The organism is Streptomyces violaceusniger Tu 4113 (assembly GCF_000147815.2).
Classification (GTDB): Bacteria; Actinomycetota; Actinomycetes; order Streptomycetales; family Streptomycetaceae; genus Streptomyces; species Streptomyces violaceusniger_A.
The window spans coordinates 9,716,216-9,734,477 of record NC_015957.1 but is presented as its reverse complement, the minus strand read 5'-3'; the positions used below and the strand labels follow the sequence as shown (position 1 = coordinate 9,734,477).

General features: G+C 69.8%; 12 protein-coding genes and 2 pseudogenes. 7 read left to right on the top strand and 7 right to left on the bottom strand.

Features of this window, described 5'->3' with window-relative positions; translation table 11 throughout:
- Positions 1 to 170: 170 nt before the first annotated feature.
- The 3 genes and pseudogenes from STRVI_RS39740 to STRVI_RS39730 all read left to right on the top strand — a co-directional run.
- On the top strand, positions 171 to 1,370 hold the full coding sequence (locus STRVI_RS39740; protein ID WP_014061213.1) for a dipeptidase: 1,200 nt from the start codon (positions 171 to 173) through the stop codon (positions 1,368 to 1,370).
- A gap of 15 nt (positions 1,371 to 1,385) precedes the next feature.
- Positions 1,386 to 2,613: pseudogene (locus tag STRVI_RS39735) on the top strand (RNA-guided endonuclease InsQ/TnpB family protein).
- Between the two features lie 35 nt (positions 2,614 to 2,648).
- Positions 2,649 to 3,086, top strand: a pseudogene (locus STRVI_RS39730) (alkaline phosphatase family protein); the annotation flags it as partial.
- A 71-nt stretch (positions 3,087 to 3,157) separates the two neighbouring features.
- On the opposite strand, the gene STRVI_RS39725 reads toward STRVI_RS39730, so the two are convergent.
- On the bottom strand, positions 3,158 to 4,498 hold the full coding sequence (locus tag STRVI_RS39725; protein WP_014061212.1) for a UDP-glucose dehydrogenase family protein: 1,341 nt from the start codon (positions 4,496 to 4,498) through the stop codon (positions 3,158 to 3,160).
- 164 nt (positions 4,499 to 4,662) lie between these two features.
- Here STRVI_RS39725 and STRVI_RS39720 point away from each other — a divergent pair, with 164 nt between their 5' ends.
- A complete protein-coding gene (locus STRVI_RS39720) occupies positions 4,663 to 5,838 on the top strand; it encodes an acyl-CoA dehydrogenase family protein (RefSeq protein WP_014061211.1) in 1,176 nt (391 codons plus the stop codon).
- 62 nt (positions 5,839 to 5,900) lie between these two features.
- Here the strand turns inward: STRVI_RS39720 and STRVI_RS39715 are convergent, their stop codons facing one another.
- Positions 5,901 to 7,223, bottom strand: a complete 1,323-nt coding sequence (locus STRVI_RS39715; protein ID WP_063644330.1) for an LCP family protein — start codon at positions 7,221 to 7,223, stop codon at positions 5,901 to 5,903.
- Between the two features lie 107 nt (positions 7,224 to 7,330).
- Between STRVI_RS39715 and STRVI_RS39710 the strand changes: the two genes are divergently transcribed.
- Positions 7,331 to 7,903, top strand: coding sequence for an acyl-CoA thioesterase (locus STRVI_RS39710; protein WP_014061209.1), 573 nt, complete (start codon positions 7,331 to 7,333; stop codon positions 7,901 to 7,903).
- A gap of 9 nt (positions 7,904 to 7,912) precedes the next feature.
- Here the strand turns inward: STRVI_RS39710 and STRVI_RS39705 are convergent, their stop codons facing one another.
- The gene (locus tag STRVI_RS39705; RefSeq protein WP_014061208.1) at positions 7,913 to 9,367 is read right to left on the bottom strand and encodes an LCP family protein; all 1,455 of its coding nucleotides are present in this window, start codon (positions 9,365 to 9,367) and stop codon (positions 7,913 to 7,915) included.
- A gap of 219 nt (positions 9,368 to 9,586) precedes the next feature.
- Here STRVI_RS39705 and STRVI_RS39700 point away from each other — a divergent pair, with 219 nt between their 5' ends.
- Positions 9,587 to 10,603: a glycosyltransferase family 2 protein gene (locus tag STRVI_RS39700; protein ID WP_014061207.1), complete on the top strand. Its 1,017-nt coding sequence runs from the start codon at positions 9,587 to 9,589 to the stop codon at positions 10,601 to 10,603.
- Positions 10,604 to 10,666: 63 nt separating this feature from the next.
- On the opposite strand, the gene STRVI_RS39695 is transcribed toward STRVI_RS39700, so the two are convergent.
- From STRVI_RS39695 to STRVI_RS39680, 4 genes are all read right to left on the bottom strand, one after another.
- On the bottom strand, positions 10,667 to 12,325 hold the full coding sequence (locus STRVI_RS39695) for an LCP family protein (RefSeq protein WP_014061206.1): 1,659 nt from the start codon (positions 12,323 to 12,325) through the stop codon (positions 10,667 to 10,669).
- 58 nt (positions 12,326 to 12,383) lie between these two features.
- Positions 12,384 to 14,084, bottom strand: coding sequence for an LCP family protein (locus STRVI_RS39690; RefSeq protein WP_014061205.1), 1,701 nt, complete (start codon positions 14,082 to 14,084; stop codon positions 12,384 to 12,386).
- Positions 14,085 to 14,311: 227 nt separating this feature from the next.
- On the bottom strand, positions 14,312 to 15,430 hold the full coding sequence (locus STRVI_RS39685; protein ID WP_014061204.1) for an LCP family protein: 1,119 nt from the start codon (positions 15,428 to 15,430) through the stop codon (positions 14,312 to 14,314).
- A 282-nt stretch (positions 15,431 to 15,712) separates the two neighbouring features.
- Entirely contained in the window at positions 15,713 to 16,465 is a 753-nt protein-coding gene (locus STRVI_RS39680) for a TIGR03089 family protein (protein ID WP_014061203.1), read from the bottom strand.
- A gap of 128 nt (positions 16,466 to 16,593) precedes the next feature.
- Here STRVI_RS39680 and STRVI_RS39675 point away from each other — a divergent pair, with 128 nt between their 5' ends.
- A complete protein-coding gene (locus STRVI_RS39675) occupies positions 16,594 to 18,240 on the top strand; it encodes a peptidoglycan recognition protein family protein (protein WP_014061202.1) in 1,647 nt (548 codons plus the stop codon).
- Positions 18,241 to 18,262 lie beyond the last annotated feature (22 nt).

The window sequence follows — 18,262 nt, the reverse complement described above, 5'->3', positions numbered from 1 at the left end:
CCCTCCGGCGTTTGAGGAGCGGGGTCCGGGGCGGAGCTCCGGCGGGGGCTGGGGGTGGAGCCCCCGGTTGCGGGAAGGGGCGGGGTGGGGCATAGCCCGCCGCAGGCGCCCCCACCGCACGCGCGCCCCCAACACGTGACTTCGACCCGCCCGCATACGAAAATGCCAGGATGACCGATCACCTCGCGCAAGCCCACGACCTGCTGGCCGCCCACCCCGTCGTAGACGGCCACAACGACTTCCCCTGGGCCCTGCGCGAGCAGGTCCGCTACGACCTCGACCAGCGCGACATGGCCGCCGACCTCACCCCGTACACCCACACCGACATCCCCCGCCTCCGCGCGGGCGGCGTAGGCGCCCAATTCTGGTCGGTGTACGTGCGCTCGGACTTCAGCGGCGACACCGCCGTCAGCGCCACCCTCGAACAGATCGATGTCGTCCGCCGCTTCACCGACCGCTACGCGACCGACCTGCGCCCCGCCCTCACCGCCGACGACATGGAGGCGGCGCGGACCGAGGGCCGCATCGCCTCCCTCATGGGCGCCGAGGGCGGCCACAGCATCAACTGCTCCCTGGCCACCCTGCGCACCCTGTACGACCTGGGCGTGCGGTACATGACGCTCACCCACAACGACAACGTCCCCTGGGCCGACTCGGCGACCGACGAGCCGAAGGCGCACGGCCTCACCCGCTTCGGCGAGGAGGTGGTGCGCGAGATGAACCGCCTGGGCATGCTCGTCGACCTCTCTCATGTCTCGGCCGACACCATGCGGGACGCGCTCCGGGTGACCGAGGCGCCCGTGGTCTTCTCGCACTCCTCCGCACGCGCCGTCTGCGACCACCCGCGCAACATCCCCGACGATGTGCTGGGGCTGCTGCCCGCCAACGGGGGCGTGGCGATGGCCACCTTCGTCCCCAAGTTCGTCCTGCCCGAGGCGGTCGCCTGGACCAAGGCGGCGGACGAGAACATGCGCGCCCATGGAATGCATCCGCTGGAGATGACGCCCGCCGGGATGAAGGTCCAGCGCGCCTTCGAGGAGGCCAACCCGCGTCCCCTGGCGACCGTGTCGACCGTCGCCGACCACCTCGACCATATGCGCGAGGTGGCGGGCATCGACCACATCGGCATCGGCGGCGACTTCGACGGCACCGCCTTCACCCCCGAGGGCCTCACCGATGTCGCGGGCTATCCGAACCTGATCGCCGAGCTCCTCGACCGCCGCTGGTCACCGGCCGACCTCGCCAAGCTGACCTGGCAGAACGCGGTCCGTACGCTGCGCGGTGCCGAGGACGCGGCGCGCGCCGCGCAGAGCACCCGCGGCCCGTCCCTCGCGACCATCGACCAACTGGACGGCACGGACGCCACCTGAGGCACACGCCGCCGCCTGACGCACCAACAGCCCCTTTGCGGCCCAGCCGACGGCCCGTCAGGAAGTCACAGGCGGTACCGCTTCTATCCGACCGATGCGCAGGCGGCCGAGCTGTTGCGCACGTTCGGGTGCGTGCGAAAGGTCTACAACATGGCGCTCGCGGCCCGGACGGAGGCGTGGATGCTGCAAGCCGAGCGGGTCAACTACAACGCGACGTCGACGATGCTGACCGCGTGGAAGAAGACCGAGGAACTCGCCTATCTCAACGATGTTTCCTCTGTCCCGCTGCAGCAGGTCCTGCGCCACCTCCAGACGGCGTTCACCCACTTCTTCGCCAGGCGGGCCAAGTACCCGCGGTTCAAGTCGCGGAAGAAGTCCCGCAAGAGCGCGGAGTACACCTCCAGCGCGTTCCGGTTCCGGGACGGGAAGCTGACACTGGCGAAGGTGGCGGATGCGCTGGACATCGTGTGGTCCCGTCCCCTGCCGGAGGGGGCGGTGCCGTCCACGGTGACCGTCTCCCAGGACGCGGCCGGACGCTGGTATGTCTCCCTCTTGGTCGAAGACCCCGGTGTGAAACCGCTTCCCGCCACGGGTGCGGCGGTTGGTGTGGACGCCGGACTGGGTCACCTGCTCACCCTCTCCACCGGGGGAGAAAGTCGCCAATCCCCGGCACGAACGGCGCGACCGCGCCCGTCTGGCGAGGGCCCAGCGAGAACTGTCCCGCAAGGCCAAGGGGGACGGCACCAACCGGGCCAAGGCCCGCCGCCGCGTGGCCCGCGTCCACGCGCGCATCGCCGACCGCAGGCGTGACACCTTGCACAAGCTCACCACTCGGCTCGTTCGTGAAAACCAAACGATCGTGATCGAGGACCTCGCCGTTCGCAACCTGATGGGGAACGGCAAGCTCGCTTGTGCCATCAGCGACGCGGCATGGTCGCGGTTCCGCGGCATGCTGGAGTACAAGGCCCAGTGGTACGGCCGCGAGGTGATCGCGCTCGACCGCTGGTTCCCCTCTTCCAAACTGTGCTCGAACTGTGGAACTGTGCAGGACGCGATGCCGCTAAGCGTCCGCACTTGGACGTGCCGCTGCGGCGTGACCCACGACCGCGACGTGAATGCGGCGCGAAACATCTTGGCCGCCGGGCTGGCGGTGTCGGCCTGTGGAGCCGGTGTAAGACCTCAACGGAGTTCTCCGGGCGGGCAGTCGGCGATGAAGCAGGAAACCCCACGGCGCGAGCCGTAGGAATCCCCCTCTTTCAGGAGGGGGACGAAGTCAACCTCAACTACGACGAGAGCGACGGTCTGTTCGACCATGTCCCGCCGCCCACCCCCAAGCAGGGGACCGTGGACGAGTTCGTGGGCGGCCTGCCCATCGGCGGCGGCTTCCGGGTGCCCTGCCTGATCGTCTCGCCGTGGACGGTGGGCGGCTGGGCCGCGGGCCAGGCGTTCGACCACACCTCGGTGCTGCAGTTCCTGGAGCGGCTGACCGGGGTCGAGGAGCCGAACATCAGCCAGTGGCGCCGCCGCACCTTCGGCGACCTGACCTCGGCCTTCGGCTTCTCACACGTCGCGCCGAAGCCGCCGAAGCTGCCGGACGACACGGCCGAGCAGTTGGAGCAGGCCAAGAAGGACGTCGAGAACCTTCCCGAGCCGACCCTGCCGGGCGCCGGCCAGAAGCCCCCGCAGCAGGAACGCGGCCACCGCCCCCGCCGCTGAAACCGACCCGACGTCGCCCCCGCCGGAGCATGTCCGGCGGGGGCGACGGTTACGTCGGGGGAGGGCGGCGGCTACGCCAGCGGGCGCCCCAGCGCGCGGTAGGTCCAGCCGGCCTCGCGCCAGTGGTCGGGGTCCAGGGCGTTGCGCCCGTCCAGGATGCGGCGCTCGGCGACGACGCTGCCGAGGGCCGCCGGGTCCAGCTCGCGGAACTCGCGCCACTCGGTGAGATGCAGCACCGCATGCGCGCCCTGCGCCGCCTCGGCCGCCGTCGTCGCGTAGGCGAGGGTCGGGAAGAGGGCCCGGGCGTTCTCCATGCCCTTGGGGTCGAAGACGGTGACCTGGGCGCCCTGGAGCTGTATCTGACCGGCCACGTTGAGTGCGGGGGAGTCCCGGACATCGTCCGAGTCCGGCTTGAAGGTCGCGCCCAGCACGGCGACCCGCTTGCCCAGGAAGCTGCCGCCGACGGCCTCGCGGGCCAGCTCGACCATGTGGCCGCGGCGCCGCATATTGATCGAGTCGACCTCGCGGAGGAAGGTCAGCGCCTGGTCGGCGCCGAGCTCACCGGCGCGCGCCATGAAGGCCCGGATGTCCTTGGGCAGACAGCCGCCGCCGAAGCCGATCCCGGCCCGCAGGAACTTACTTCCGATGCGCTCGTCGTAGCCGATGGCCTCGGCCAGCTTGACCACATCGCCGCCCGCCGCCTCGCAGACCTCGGCCATGGCGTTGATGAAGGAGATCTTCGTCGCCAGGAAGGAGTTGGCCGCGACCTTCACCAGCTCGGCGGTCGGGAAGTCGGTCACCACGAAGGGCGAGCCCTCGGCGATGGGCGTCTGGTACACCTCGCGGAGCAGCTTCTCGGCCCGGTCGCCGGCGACGCCGACCACGATCCGGTCCGGGTGGAGGGTGTCCTGGACGGCGAAGCCCTCGCGCAGGAACTCCGGGTTCCAGGCGAGCTCCGCGTCCGCCCCCACCGGGGCCAGCTCGGCCAGTCGGGCCGCGAGCAGGTCGGCGCTGCCGACCGGCACCGTGGACTTGCCCACGACCAGCGCGGGGCGGCGCAGATGCGGGGCGAGCGAGTCCACCGCGGCGTTGACGTAACTCATGTCACAGGCGTACTCGCCGTGCTTCTGCGGGGTGTTCACGCAGATGAAGTGGATGTCGCCGAACTCCCCGGCCTCCTTGTAGGAGGTGGTGAAGCGCAGCCGCCCGGTGGCGCCCTCGATCCCCGCGACGTGGCGCCGCAGCAGGTCCTCGAGGCCGGGCTCGTACATCGGCACCCGGCCCTCGGTGAGCATCGCGATCTTCTCGGGCACGATGTCGAGGCCGAGCACCTCGAAGCCCAGTTCCGCCATGGCCGCTGCGTGGGTGGCGCCGAGGTAGCCGGTGCCGATCACAGTGATCTTGATGGCCATGCAGTGCTCCAGAACGGTCGATCGCAGATGCGGTGCCTGAGCATAGTCGGGACCACGGGACGGGCTCAGCCGACTCTGTCGGGTAACTCACGTATACCTGCCGGGGCGTCGCCCCTAGAATTCAGTTACTTAACGGTAGTTAGCACTCTTGGGGAGTGAGAGGCTTGGCGTCCTCGGTGAACGACTTCGAACTGTACCGGCCGTCCGAGGAGCATGACATGCTCCGGGACGCCGTCCGCTCTCTCGCCGAGGCGAAGATAGCCCCCTTCGCGGCAGAGGTCGACGAGGGGGCCCGCTTCCCCCAGGAGGCGCTCGACGCCCTCGTCGCGAACGATCTGCACGCGGTGCACGTCCCCGAGTCCTACGGCGGCTCCGGCGCGGACGCGCTGGCCACCGTGATCGTCATCGAGGAGGTCGCCCGGGTCTGCGCCTCGTCCTCCCTGATCCCCGCGGTCAACAAGCTGGGCTCGCTGCCGGTCATCCTCTCCGCCTCCGATGAGCTGAAGAAGAGGTACCTGGCCCCGCTCGCCAAGGGCGACGCGATGTTCTCGTACTGCCTCTCCGAGCCGGACGCGGGCTCGGACGCGGCGGGGATGAAGACCAAGGCGGTGCGCGACGGCGACTTCTACGTCCTCAACGGCGTCAAGCGCTGGATCACCAACGCCGGGGTCTCCGAGTACTACACGGTGATGGCCGTCACCGACCCCGAGAAGCGCTCCAAGGGCATCTCCGCCTTCGTCGTCGAGAAGGGCGACCCGGGCGTCTCCTTCGGCGCCCCGGAGAAGAAGCTGGGCATCAAGGGCTCCCCGACGCGTGAGGTCTATCTCGACAACGTCCGCATTCCCGCCGACCGCATGATCGGCGAAGAGGGCACCGGCTTCGCCACCGCCATGAAGACCCTCGACCACACCCGCATCACCATCGCCGCCCAGGCCCTCGGCATCGCCCAGGGCGCCCTGGACTACGCCAAGGGGTACGTCCAGGAGCGCAAGCAGTTCGGCAAGCCGATCGGCGACTTCCAGGGCGTCCAGTTCATGCTCGCCGACATGGCCATGAAGCTGGAGGCCGCCCGGCAGCTCACCTACGCGGCGGCGGCCAAGTCCGAGCGGGTCTTTGCCGGAGGCGGCAAGGAGGACCTGACGTTCTTCGGCGCCGCGGCCAAGTGCTACGCCTCGGACGCCGCGATGGAGATCACCACGGACGCCGTCCAGCTCCTCGGCGGCTACGGCTACACCCGTGACTACCCGCTCGAGCGGATGATGCGCGACGCCAAGATCACGCAGATCTACGAGGGCACCAACCAGGTCCAGCGCATCGTGATGGCGCGCAACCTGCCGTAACCCGTCACGACAGAAAAGACCGCTGCCGGGTCCCGGCAGCGGTCTTTTCTGTATTGCCCTGCTCAGTTGCTGGAGACCGTGACCGTGTCGTCGTTCTTCAGCTCGCCCATGAGCTGCTTGACCTTGCCCATGTCCCACTGCACGGCGCTGCCCTTGGAAGTGGCCAGGCCGGGGTTGGAGATCGGCATGTTCATCTGCTTGCCGTCACCGCCGGAGACGCTCTTCATCGCGAAGAACATGTCCTTCACGTCCCACAGGCTCATGTCCTTGTCGACGACCAGGTTGTCCAGGCCGGCGCCCATCGTCGGGTAGAGCTTGAAGGGGTTCATGACCGTGCCGGTCGAGGCCGCCTTGTTGGCCAGCGCGGAGAGGAACTTCTGCTGGTTCTTGGTGCGGTCCAGGTCGCCGCCGGCGAGGCCGTAGCGCTGCCGGACGAAGGCGAGCGCCTGCTGGCCGTTCAGCGTCTGCTTGCCCTTCTTCAGGTCATTGCCGGACTTCTTGTCCTTCATGTCCTGCGGGATGTCGATGTCGACGCCGCCGACCCCGTCCACGAGGCTGGCGAAGCCGTCGAAGCCGATCTCCGCGTAGTGGTCGATCTTCAGGCCGGTGTTGTACTCGATCGTGCGGACGAGCAGCCCGGGGCCCTCGGAGGAGTACGACGCGTTCAGCTTGTTCTGGCTCTGCGGGATCCGCCTGCCGCTCTCCGAGCCAGTGAAGGCCGGGATGGTGACCCAGGAGTCACGCGGGAGGCTGACCATGGTGTTCCCGTTCGCACCGACATGGAGAAGGATCATGGAGTCGGTGCGGCGGCCGTCGGCCGAGCCGGTGTGCAGCTTCTTCTTGTCCGCGTCGGACATGCCCTCGCGGCTGTCCGAACCCACGATCAGGTAGTTGGTGCCCTGGCCGCCGCCCGGCCGGTCCTCGACCTTGCTGAGGTCGACCTCGCGGCGGAGCTTGGAGTCGGCCCAGAAGTAGGTGCCGATGCCGACGGCGAGCAGCAGGACGATCAGGGTGACCAGGCCGATGGTTATCCGGCGCTTCCAGTTCTTCGGCCTCACCGGACGCGGGCCGGGGCCGCCCGGACCGCCGGGGCCGTGGGGGTCGCCGCCGCCGGGCCCGCCGTTGCCGTGGCCGTAGACCTGCCCGGTGTTGTAGCCGTCGTCGTAGTCGTCATAGCCCTGGGACGCCTGCTGCCGCGGAATGGTGCCGTGGGGCGAGAGGTCGGGCGGTAGTGGCGGCTCGTTGTAGGGCGGCTGACCGCCCGCACCGGGCGCCGGGCGCCTCACTTGCGGCATGGCGCGTACCCCCTCTGATTCGGGGCTGCCGCTACCACGTCCGTACCGGCCGCTGCGGTCGCCGGTCGATCCCTGGGGCCATTCGCTCATGCAAGGCAGTGTGCCTGGTCGGGTGGGTCGCCTTACAGGGCGGGGGCCGGATCGGAGCACGGCTGTTGCAGACCTGATAAGAATGTGGTCCGCATAAGGTGGAGGGCATGACCAATCAGGCCCACGGTGCGGAACCGGAGCTTCCGGGAAAGCCCACCTCCGCCTCCCGTACCACGCTGTCACACATCATGACGGGCAGTGACACCAATCTCCTCGGCACCGTCCACGGCGGCGTGATCATGAAACTGGTGGACGACGCGGCCGGAGCGGTCGCCGGACGCCACTCCGAGGGGCCCGCGGTCACCGCGTCGATGGACGAGATGGTCTTCCTCGAACCGGTCAGAGTCGGCGACCTCGTTCATGTGAAGGCCCAGGTCAACTGGACCGGCCGGTCCTCCATGGAGATCGGGGTGCGGGTGCTGGCCGAGCGGTGGAACGAGTCCACGCCCGCCACCCAGGTCGGCAGCGCCTATCTGGTCTTCGCCGCCGTCGACGCCGACGGCAAGCCCCGGCCGGTGCCCCCGGTCATCCCGGAGACCGAGCGGGACAAGCGGCGCTACCAGGAGGCCGAGATCCGCCGTACCCACCGGCTGGCCCGCCGCCGCGCGATCAAGGAACTCCGCGCCCAGCGCGTCGCCCCGCGCGCCGACGACGACACCGAGGACGCCGGCCGGGGGTGACCCCTCGGGTCAGAGGGAGCGAGTGGCGCCCTCGGGGCAGACGACCTCGTCGCCGGTGATGGCCCCGAACCCGGCAGTGTCGCTCCGCGGCTTCTCGACCCGGACCGGCCGCACATCCGTGTAGTCCGCGCCGATCGTGATCTGCATCACCGCACCCTGCCCGACCACCGGCTTCAGCCGGGCCCCGGGCAGCGCGGCCGCCAGCGAGCGCACCGAGCGGTCCCAGACGGGGTCGTACGCGATCACCGTGCGCCGTACGTCGGGGGTCGCGGCGTCGGCGGGGGAGCCGGTGGTGGCGAAGCCGGTGGCGTGCAGCGCGCGGTCCGCATGGCGGGCGAGCCCCGCCGTATCGGTGCCGTTGAGCACATGGACCCGGACCCGGCCCGGGTCCACGTCGACCGGGGTGGCGCCGGAACGCTTCGGGCGGTGGGCGACCAGCGGCCGGTCCTCGCGGAGGGTGGTGAAGAGCCGCTCGGCCTTGGCCTGGTCCCAGCGGAGCGTGGAGCCGGCCCCCTTCACCGGGACGCCGGGCAGGATCACCGGGACCGAGGCGAACTCCGAGGACGCGGGGGTGACGCCGCTCATCGCCCGCCCCAGGGCGACCATGTCCGTCGCCCCGAAGCCGTGGTCGGCGCGGACCGAGCCCAGCAGAGCCCCGGCCACCCGGTTGAACCGCACCGGGTTGAGCAGGATGCCACCGGCCGTGGTCTGGTGGACCACGGCGGCCAGGAAGCGCTGCTGCCGCTGGATCCGGCCCAGGTCGGAGGTGCCGTCGACATGCCGGGAGCGGACGTACTGCAGCGCCTGGCCGCCGTTGAGCACATGGGTGCCGGCCGCCAGGTCAAGCCCGGTGTGATCGTCCTTGAGCGGCCGCGCGGTGCAGATCTTGACCCCGCCGAGCACATCGACCGTCTTCATGAAGCTGGTGAAGTCCACCTCGAGGTAGTGGTCGATGTGGATGCCGGTCAGATGCTCCACGGTGCGCACGGTCAGGCTCGGCCCGCCCTCGGCGTACGCGGCGTTGAGCTTCCGCGGATGGTGCGGATGGCGCTTGCCGGTGGCGTCGGTGTACGCCGGGATCTGGGCGTACGAGTCGCGCGGCAGGCTCACCGCGCTGATCCGGCGGTGGTCGGCCGACAGATGCATCAGCATGATCGTGTCGGTGCAGCGGCAGGGGGCTCCGCCCAGCCGGTACAGCGCCTTCTCCCGAGGCGTGATCTTCTCCCGCCCGTCCGTGCCGACCACGAGGAAGTTGACGCCCCCACCGGTGTTCTTCGGCCGGTTGTCCAGGCCGCCGAAGGCATCCACCCGGTGGATCCCGGATTCGAGCTCACTGACCAGCAGATGCCCGATGCCGCTGACCGCCAGCACCAGACAGGCGCCGCCTGGGGCGAGCCGCAGCCCCCAGCGCGGGCGGCGGGAGCGGGGGCGCGGCGGGCGCGGCGATCGGGCCGGTGCACTCACTCCGGGGACCTCCGTGAACGGGGGGGGCTGGGCGGAACCGCCTCACCGTAGGCCCATACGACGATCGCTTTGACGGCCCCACGCCGCCCGTGTGGCGCGCTGCCACCCGGGCGGCGCGTTCCGGTGTCCACCATTCGCGGTAACGTGGGCGCGATATCGCAGCCTTTTGGGGCCCCACCCCCAGTCTCCTGGGGCCCGGCCCCCGAACCCCGAGGTGCCATGCCCCCGCATCAGCTCCCGGCCGTCTCCGTGATCATGCCGGTGCTCAATGAGGAACGCCATCTGCGCAATGCCGTGCGGCACATCCTGGAGCAGGAGTACGACGGTGAGATGGAGGTGGTGATCGCGCTCGGCCCGTCCGCGGACCGTACCGACGAGATCGCCGCCGAACTGGTGGCGGAGGACCCCCGGGTGCATACGGTCCCCAACCCCACGGGCCGCACCCCCGCCGCCCTGAACGCGGCGATCAAGGCATCCCGCCATCCGGTGGTGGTGCGGGTCGACGGCCACGGCATGCTCTCGCCGGACTACATCGCGACCGCCGTGCGGCTCCTGGAGGAGACCGGCGCGCAGAACGTCGGCGGGATCATGCATGCCGAGGGCGAGAACGACTGGGAGAAGGCCGTCGCCGCCGCCATGACCTCCAAGATCGGCGTGGGCAACGCGGCCTTCCACACCGGCGGTGACGCGGCCCCCGCCGAGACCGTCTATCTGGGCGTCTTCCGGCGCGAGGCGCTGGAGCAACAGGGCGGCTACAACGAGGAGTTCATCCGCGCCCAGGACTGGGAGCTGAACTTCCGGATCCGTGAGGCCGGCGGGCTGGTCTGGTTCTCGCCCGAGCTGAAGGTCTCCTACCGGCCGCGGCCGAGCGTGCGGGCCCTGGCCAAGCAGTACAAGGACTACGGGCGCTGGCGCCATGTCGTCGCCCGCTTCCACCAGGGGTCGATCAATCTGCGCTATCTCGCCCCGCCGACCGCCGTCGTCGCCATCGCGGCGGGCATCGTGGTGGGCGCGGCCGTCACCCCCTGGGCCTTCGTGATCCCCGGCGGCTATCTGGCCGCGATCGTCGCGGGCTCGGTTCCGGCGGGCAAGGGGCTGCCGGTGATGGCCCGGCTGCGGGTCCCGGTGGCGCTCGCGACCATGCACATGTCCTGGGGCTGGGGCTTTCTGACCAGCCCGCGGGCGCTCGCCAAGCGGGTCATCGCCAGCCGCCGCCCGGCGGTCATGGCCTCGTAGCCCTACGCGAAGGGGCCGGACCCGCTGCTGGTCCGGCCCCTTCGTCGTGCCGTCACGGGGGCGTCAGAAGGTGTAGCCCTGGTTGACCTTCATACAGCCCTTCTGCTCGCCGTTGAGCGCGTCCGCGCTCTCGGGCGTCTTGTCGGCGTCGTCCGTCGCCGCCTTCGGATAGGTCGTGCCCTCGCGCCAGTCGTTGCCGACCACCACGGTGATCTCCTGGACCGACGTCGACGACTTCGCCGCGGACTTCGGCAGCTTCAGCGCCTTGGCCACGGCCAGGCCGTCGCCCTGCCGGTCCTCGCCCGGGTAGAGGACGGTGGTGTCGGCCTGCGAGATGAGCACCGTGTTCGCGGTGGCCTTGGCGTAGCCGAGCCGCGCCAGCTCGGAGGTGATGACCGAGGCCCGGCCGGAGACCGGCCCCAGTACGGTGCTGGCGGTGCCGTTCTGCACCACCACCGGGAGCTGCTCCTTGGGCTCGGTGGGCGCCGGGGTGGCGTCGGGCTTCTTCTTGTCCTTGCCGTCCAGCGCTATATCGTTGCGCAGCAGCGAGAAGGTCTGCTCGGCGTCGCCCGGCTTGGGCAGTACGTACTCCCCGCCGCCGCCGTACTCCCAGGGCATGGTGATCATGGTGGTGCGCTTGGTCGGCACCCGCTTGAGGTCATTGCCCAGGTCGTACAGGTTCTTGACGGTGCCGAGGCCATGGTCGACGGTCAGCGCCTCGGTGGCGGCCTCCGCGAGGTCCATCAGCTTGCCCGGGTCGCTCAGCTTGGTGCCCGACTTGAGCTGGCGGATCATCGAGGTCATGTATATGTGCTGGGCCTTGGCCCGGCCGATGTCGGTGTTGTCCTCGAAGCCGTAGCGGGTGCGCAGCCACTGGAGGGCCTGGACGCCCTTGACGTTGTGGGTGCCCTTGGTCAGCTTCAGCCCGGAGCCATGGCCCTTGCTGTCATGGGAGTACACGTTGTTTTTCACGCACACCGGGACGCCGCCGATGGCGTCGGCCATGGAGACCACCCCGGAGAAGTCGATCATCATGAAGTGATCGATGTAGACGCCGGTGAGCTCCTTCCAGGTGGCGACCGTGCAGCCCGGACCGCCGTTCTGGAGCGACTCGTTGATGGGCCCCTCGGTCTTCCGATACACCGTTCCGTCGTGTGGATCGGTGCACTGGGGGATGGTCACCCGGGTGTCGCGCGGGATGCTGACCACCGACATGTTGCTGCGGTCGGCCGAGACATGCACCAGCATCTGCACATCGCCCAGCGGCTTGCGGTCCGCGTCCTGCTTGGCCCCGCCGAGCTTGACGTTCTCCGCGGTGTTCCGGCCGTCGGAGCCTATGAGCAGGATGTTGAGGGGGGTCTGGCCGGCGGCGTTCGGCTCGGGTTTGCCGATCTTGCTGTCCCCGAGGTCCAGATCCTCCTTCCGGAGATTCCCGTTCAGATGTTCGTAGTAGAAGTATCCGGCGCCGGCCGCGCCGAGTACCAGCACGGCCAGCGTCAGGGCGGTCCAGCGCAGGATCCGCACCCCGCGACTGCGCTTCGGCGGCTCCTTGCCGCGCCGCCGGTTGCTGTTCGGCCCTCCACCGCTCGAGCGGCGCCCCGCGTCCGGTGACGCGGGGCGCTCCTCTTCCGGCGGGCTGCCGTCCTCACCGGGCTCGCGGGGCTCGGGGACGGCGGCCCGCCGCCCTCTCTCCCCCCGCCCCCGCACACTGCTCTGCCCCATCGAGCCCTCCCCGCAGTTCTCTATGCCGTCCGGCCCGGGTTCCCCAGGCCGGCGACGGTCACTTGGCGCAGACGTTCTTGTCGTCGGCCTCGACCCGTTGAATGTCCTTCGGCGCCTTCGCCGGAGCGGAGATCGGTGTGCCGGCGCCCTTGAAGTCCGCGCCCAGCGTCAGGCTCATCTCCGCCTTCGGCTCGGCGTCCTTCGTGCCTTCCTTCATGGCGGAGGCGGGCAGCCCCATGCTGTCGGCCAGCCGACGCGCCTGGTCGGCCTGGTTGGGAGCGTACTCGAGCGTCGTCTTCTTCAGCTCTGACGGAGCGTTTCCGCCGTTGCTGGTGAGGAGCATCCCCTCGGTGTTCTGCATCCAGTCGACGGTCTCCTGGGCGGCGCCGAACTGCCCGCTGCCGTTGAGCACCTTGACCCGGACATCGGCGGGATCGGACTTGGGCCCCTTCAGCCGTGCCGCCTGCTCGTCCTTGGCCGCCTTCTCCTTCTTCTTGACCTCGGTCAGGGACACGTCCTGGCGGACCATGGAGAACAGCGGCTCGGCCTTGGTCTTGTCGAGCAGCACGGTCGCACCGTCGGTGTTGTCGACGACCGGGACGGTCGCGAAGGTGACGTTCTTGAGGTCGACCTTGCTCAGGTTCTTCCCCAGCGAGGCCAGCTTGTTGACGGTGCCGATCCCGGTGTCCACGGTGAGCGCCTTGGTGGCGGTCTGGGCCAGGCCCCACATCTTGCCCGGGCTGGTGAGCGTCCCGCTGTCCTTCATCTTGCGCATCAGCGAGCTCAGGAACTGCTGCTGGAGCTTGATCCGGTCCAGGTCGCCGCCGAAGCCGACGGTGTGCCGGGTCCGGACGAACGCCAGCGCCTCCTCGCCCTGGATCGTATGGCGCCCCTTCTTGAGGTTCAGATGCGACTTGGGGTCGTTGACGTCCTTGGCGAGACACACCTCGACCCCGCCGACCGCCGAGGACATCTCCTTGACCGCGTTGAAGTCGGCCATCATGAAGTGGTCGATCTGCAGCCCGGTGAGCTTCTCGACCGTCTGCCAGGTGCAGCCGGGGTCGCGCCCCTCCTGGCCCAGGCTGGTGTTGAAGCGCACCTCCGACTCGCCCGGGATGCTCTTGAAGGCACCGTCCTTCTGCTTCGTACGGCAGTTCGGGATGTCGGTGATCATGTCGCGCGGAATGGACAGCACGGTCGCGTTGGACCGGTCCTCCGAGACATGGAAGAGCAGTGTGGTGTCGGCGTGACCGACGCTCCCCGCGTCGCCGTACCCCTCGTTGCCCTTGCCGTCGCGCCGGTCGGTGCCGATCAGCAGGATGTTCATCGGGCCGTCGGAGACCGCGGCGTTGTTCTCGCCGACGTCGACCTTGCTGATGTTGTTGTTGAGGTGCTGATAGACGAAGTACGCCGCGGCCGAACCGCCCACGAGCAGGAAGGCCAGGGTGCCGCTGCCCCAGTACAGCGCCTTCTTCGTCTTCGACTTCTTCGGCTTCGGCTTGCGACGGCTGACCGGGCCCGTCGCCTTCTCCTTTTCCTTCTCCGACTCCCGTTTGGCCGCCCGCCGGCGCCCCCTGGGCTCGGAGTCGGTGGCGCCGTCACGGCTCGACGATCTGGAGACCCGTCGCAGCTCCGTGGTGTCGTCCGCCGATGTCTCGGCGGCGTTCAGCCGCAGCTCGTAATTGCCCGTGTTCGGGTCGAACACCCACTGATCGGCTGGGTCCAAGTCACCCGCCCCGCCAGGGCCTTGCGCGTCCACGGTCGTTTGTGTCCTCCGTCGGTGCCACGCGGCGCCTCCCCCTCAAGGCGCTCCAGCTGTCTTCGTGCAGTGCGCGGCCACCTCGTAGAGCGCACCGGATCGCTCACACTATCCGCCCGGATCAGCGTCAAGCGACGCCGGTGACACATTCCACTTCCCTACAACTGGGCAATCTGCCCAATCCTTATCTCATCCTTCACGATTCGTGGCCCGCCCTTAACGTGCTTTTACTCGCAGATGCCTCGCGCGGCCGTCGTCCCTTGGTACGGGCTGAGGTTGCCGGCCTTCTGGTCGCCGCCCGTCGAGGCCGTGACGGTGTGGGCCACCGGCACCGGGCGATCCAGCCGCAACTGCCGGAACAAGCGGTCGGCGTCGGGCTGGACGAGCTCATCCCGGTTCTTGTTGTACGTGTAGGGCTGCTGCGGAATCGTGAGGAACCGGATCTTCTCCCGCGGGATGTCCCGCACCCCGCGCACCAGCGCGTACAGATCCTTGAGCGAATCCAGCCCCGGATCCGTGGTCAGCGAGGACGTCGCCGCGTTGAGCACCGGATACAGCTTCGCCGGATTGAGCAGCACACCATTGCTCTGCACTTTCTTCACAAGCGAGCCCATGAACTCCTGTTGCCTGCCGATGCGCTCCGTGTCGCTGCCGTCGCCGATGCTGTACCGGGCGCGCACATAGCCCAGCGCCTGCTCCCCGTGGAGGACCTGACGGCCCGCGGGCAGCTTCAGATGCGCGTCATCGTCGTCCACGGGCTCCTTCAGGCACATCTCCACCCCGCCGACCGCGTTCACCAGCCGCTTGAAGCCGCTGAAGTCCACGATCAGATGGTGGTCGACGCGGATCCCGGTCAGCTTCTCGACGGTGCGGATCGAACAGGCCGCGCCACCGGCCTCGAACGCCCAGTTGAACTGGGCGAATCGGGCCTGGGTCCGCTTTCCGTCCGGCTGGTCGCAGGCCGGGATGTCCACCATCAGGTCGCGCGGGATGGAGACGGCGGTGGCGCTCTTTCCACCGGCCTGCAGATGCAGCAGGATCGTGGTGTCCGAGCGCTGGGTGCCGGTGTCCTTGCCGTATTTGCCGTTGCCCTTGCCGCCCCGGTTGTCGGAGCCGATCAGCAGGATGTTCTGCGCGTCCCGCACCACCGATACCGGCCGCTCGGCCTCGTACTTCCTCAGCTCGTCCGCGGTCCGGGTATCGGTACGGATATTGCCGTCGAGGCGCTCGTAGAACCACCACCCCGCCCCGGCGACCGACAGCACCAGCATGGCCACGCCCAGCGCGAGAACACGCGGCCAGCGGCGCCTGCGTCTCGGCGCAGGCTCAGAGCTGTCGGTCGTCACGTCCGCGTCCTCCCACCCGTCTTCCGCCCGGGGGGCGGAGCGGCATCGCATGCCGGGATGCCGATTAACGGAACAGACATGCGAAGCCCGTACATGGTTGTACGTATCCGTAGATCATCGCGCGGGGTGGGCGACGCGGCCCGTGGACTCGGCCCGCGGTCCGCCGGACGGGTCAGGGGTGGGAAGGGGGGGCGTGGGGTCCGGGGCGGGGAGGTTGCGGGGTCTCTGGGTGTTCTCGGGGTGGGGTGGTCGGCCCCAGGGGGCGTGGCCGTGGCTGTGGCCTCAGGGCATGGTGGCGGTGACGCGCTCGCTCTCCTTGCGCCCCGCCAGCCCCTTCTCGTCCAGCCGGTCCAGATGGCGGCAGAGCACCACTGAACCGCCGGTGGCCAGCGGTGCGTACAGCCCGTACGACAGTCCCTCCCAGCCGTCGTACGGCAGCCCCGAGAGGATCCGCGAACCGGGCCCGAGCCCCTGCGCGGCGGCGTCGGCCTGCGCCCGCTCCACCACCTCCGCGCTCGTCAGCTCCACACCGCCGACGGCAAGCGCGGGCGCCTCCGGGTCCACGGGGGAGTACGGGGCGAAGCGGTCGCCCTGGCTGGGCACCTCCACGGCGTAGTCCGCGAACCCCTCCGGTAGCTGGGGGAACCGGCCGCCCAGCGGCTGCAGCGACAGCGCCACCCGCTCACCGGAGCACTCCCGTGCCTCCTTGAGGGTGTCCGGGCCGCTGACGACGAGATCGGCGGAGGCCGGGTCGCCCCCGATGTCCACGAGGACCCCGACCGAGGAGCAGGCCACCAGCCACACGGCGGTCTGCCAGTGGGCGGGCAGCAGCAGTGCGCATCTCTCGCCCGGCGCTGCGGCCAGATCGTCCTGGAGCAGATTGGCGGTCTTCGCCACCCAATTGGCGAAGGTGGCCACGGAGAGTTCGACACGTTCGCCCGTGGCGTCGTCGTAGAAGGTCACGAGCGGGCGGGCCGGGTCCGCGGCGAGCGCGGATCCCAGCAGGTCGGCGGGGGTGCGATCGGTGGCGTTCACGCGCGCAAGACTACGCGCCGAAGATGCGGCGCGGACGGGGCCGGTGGGGCTTGGGTCAGCGAACGGTCCGCGACGTGTCAGCTCTTCCGAATGGACAGGTTTGTCCCCCTATGTAGACGATTTCAATCATGCGTGCATACCTGGCATCCTCGATCGGCGTCGCGTGCACCGCCGCCCTCGCCCTGCCCCTCGCCGTCTATCCCGGCCCCGCACATGCCCGGGCCGAGCGGACCGCCGCAACCTCCTTCGGCTCCGGCTCCACGCAGTCGCTGCCGCTCCTTCCGCTCGTGGCGGACGGACTCGACCGGGGGTTGGCCGCATCCGGTGGCGACGCTCCGGCACCGGCCCCGGCCGACCGGGGGGTCGCCGCGTCGCGCGTACGGCCGTTCTCGCTCGTCGGCGTCGTCTGGGACCAGCCCTCCGCCGACCTCCGCGGCCGGGTACAGGTCCGCACCCGCGCGGTCGGCGGCGAGTGGTCCCCATGGCGCGAGCTGCTCCCGTACGGGGACGACGGCCCCGACCCCGACTCGCCCGAACTCCGCGGGGTACGGGCCCACGGCGGCACGGCGCCGCTGTGGGTGGGCGACTCGGACGGCGTGCAGGCGCGGGTGCGGCCGGAGGAGGGGGTGGCGGTGGCGGACGGGGGCGCTGGTGCGGGCGTGGGCGCAGGTGCGGCTGCCCGGTCGGCGGCGCTGCCGTCCGGGCTGCGGCTGGAGCTGATCGACCCCGGCGAGGCCCCGGCGCCGCCACCCCCGGACCGGGCCGTACTGCGCGCCCTTCCGGCACATCCGGTGCCGACGGCGGGGGCTGCCGCGAAGCCGGGTGCCGTATCGGCGCCGGGGGGTGCCGCGCCGGGCACGAGACCGTCGGCGGGGTCGTCCGGGAAGCCGTCCTGGGGGCACTCGGGGGTGTCCGCCCAGCCACCCTCCCGGCCCTCGAGGTGGTCCGCGAGGCCGTCTCCCAGGCCCTCCAGGCCATCCGTCGAGCCGTCCTTGCCCTCCAGGTGGTCCGCGAAGCCGTCCCCCGGACCCGCCGGGTCATCCGCCAAGCCGCTGCCGTACCCCTCCACCCACTCCACCCACTCCACACCCCCCACCTCGCCGCCCAGCTCCATCACCCCGCCGCCCAACGCACTCGCCGAGGAGGCGACCAAGGCGAACGCCGCCCGCTACAGCGCGCCGCGGCCCAGCATCGTCACCCGCGCGGGCTGGGGCGCCGACGAGAAGATCCGTGAAACGGGCCACGTCTACAGCAAGACCGTGAAGGTCGCCTTCATCCACCACACCGTGACGGGCAATAAGTACCGCTGCTCCCAGGCGCCCTCCGTTATGCGCAGTATCTACCGTTACCACGTGAAGAGCCTGGGATGGCGCGATTACGGCTACAACTTCACCATCGACAAGTGCGGAAAAATCTACGAAGGCCGCTCCGGCGGTGTCACCAAAGCCGTACGCGGAGCGCACACCCTGGGCTTCAACACCAACAGCATGGGTGTCGCTGTCCTCGGTACTTTCTCCGCCAAGAAGCCCCCCGCCAAGGCGGTCAAGGCCATCGCCAAGCTCACCGCGTGGAAACTGGGCCTCTTCAAGCGAAATCCGCGCGGCACCACGCATCTGGTGTCCGGCGGCGGCAACAAGTACAAAAAGGGCGCCAGCGTAAAGCTCCATGTGATCGCAGGTCACCGCGACGGCTTTGCCACCGAGTGCCCGGGCAAGGACCTCTACAAGAAGCTCGGTTCGGTACGGAAGACAGCCGCCCGCCTCCAGGGGCGCTGATCAGGCGTGGTCCGGGGATCTG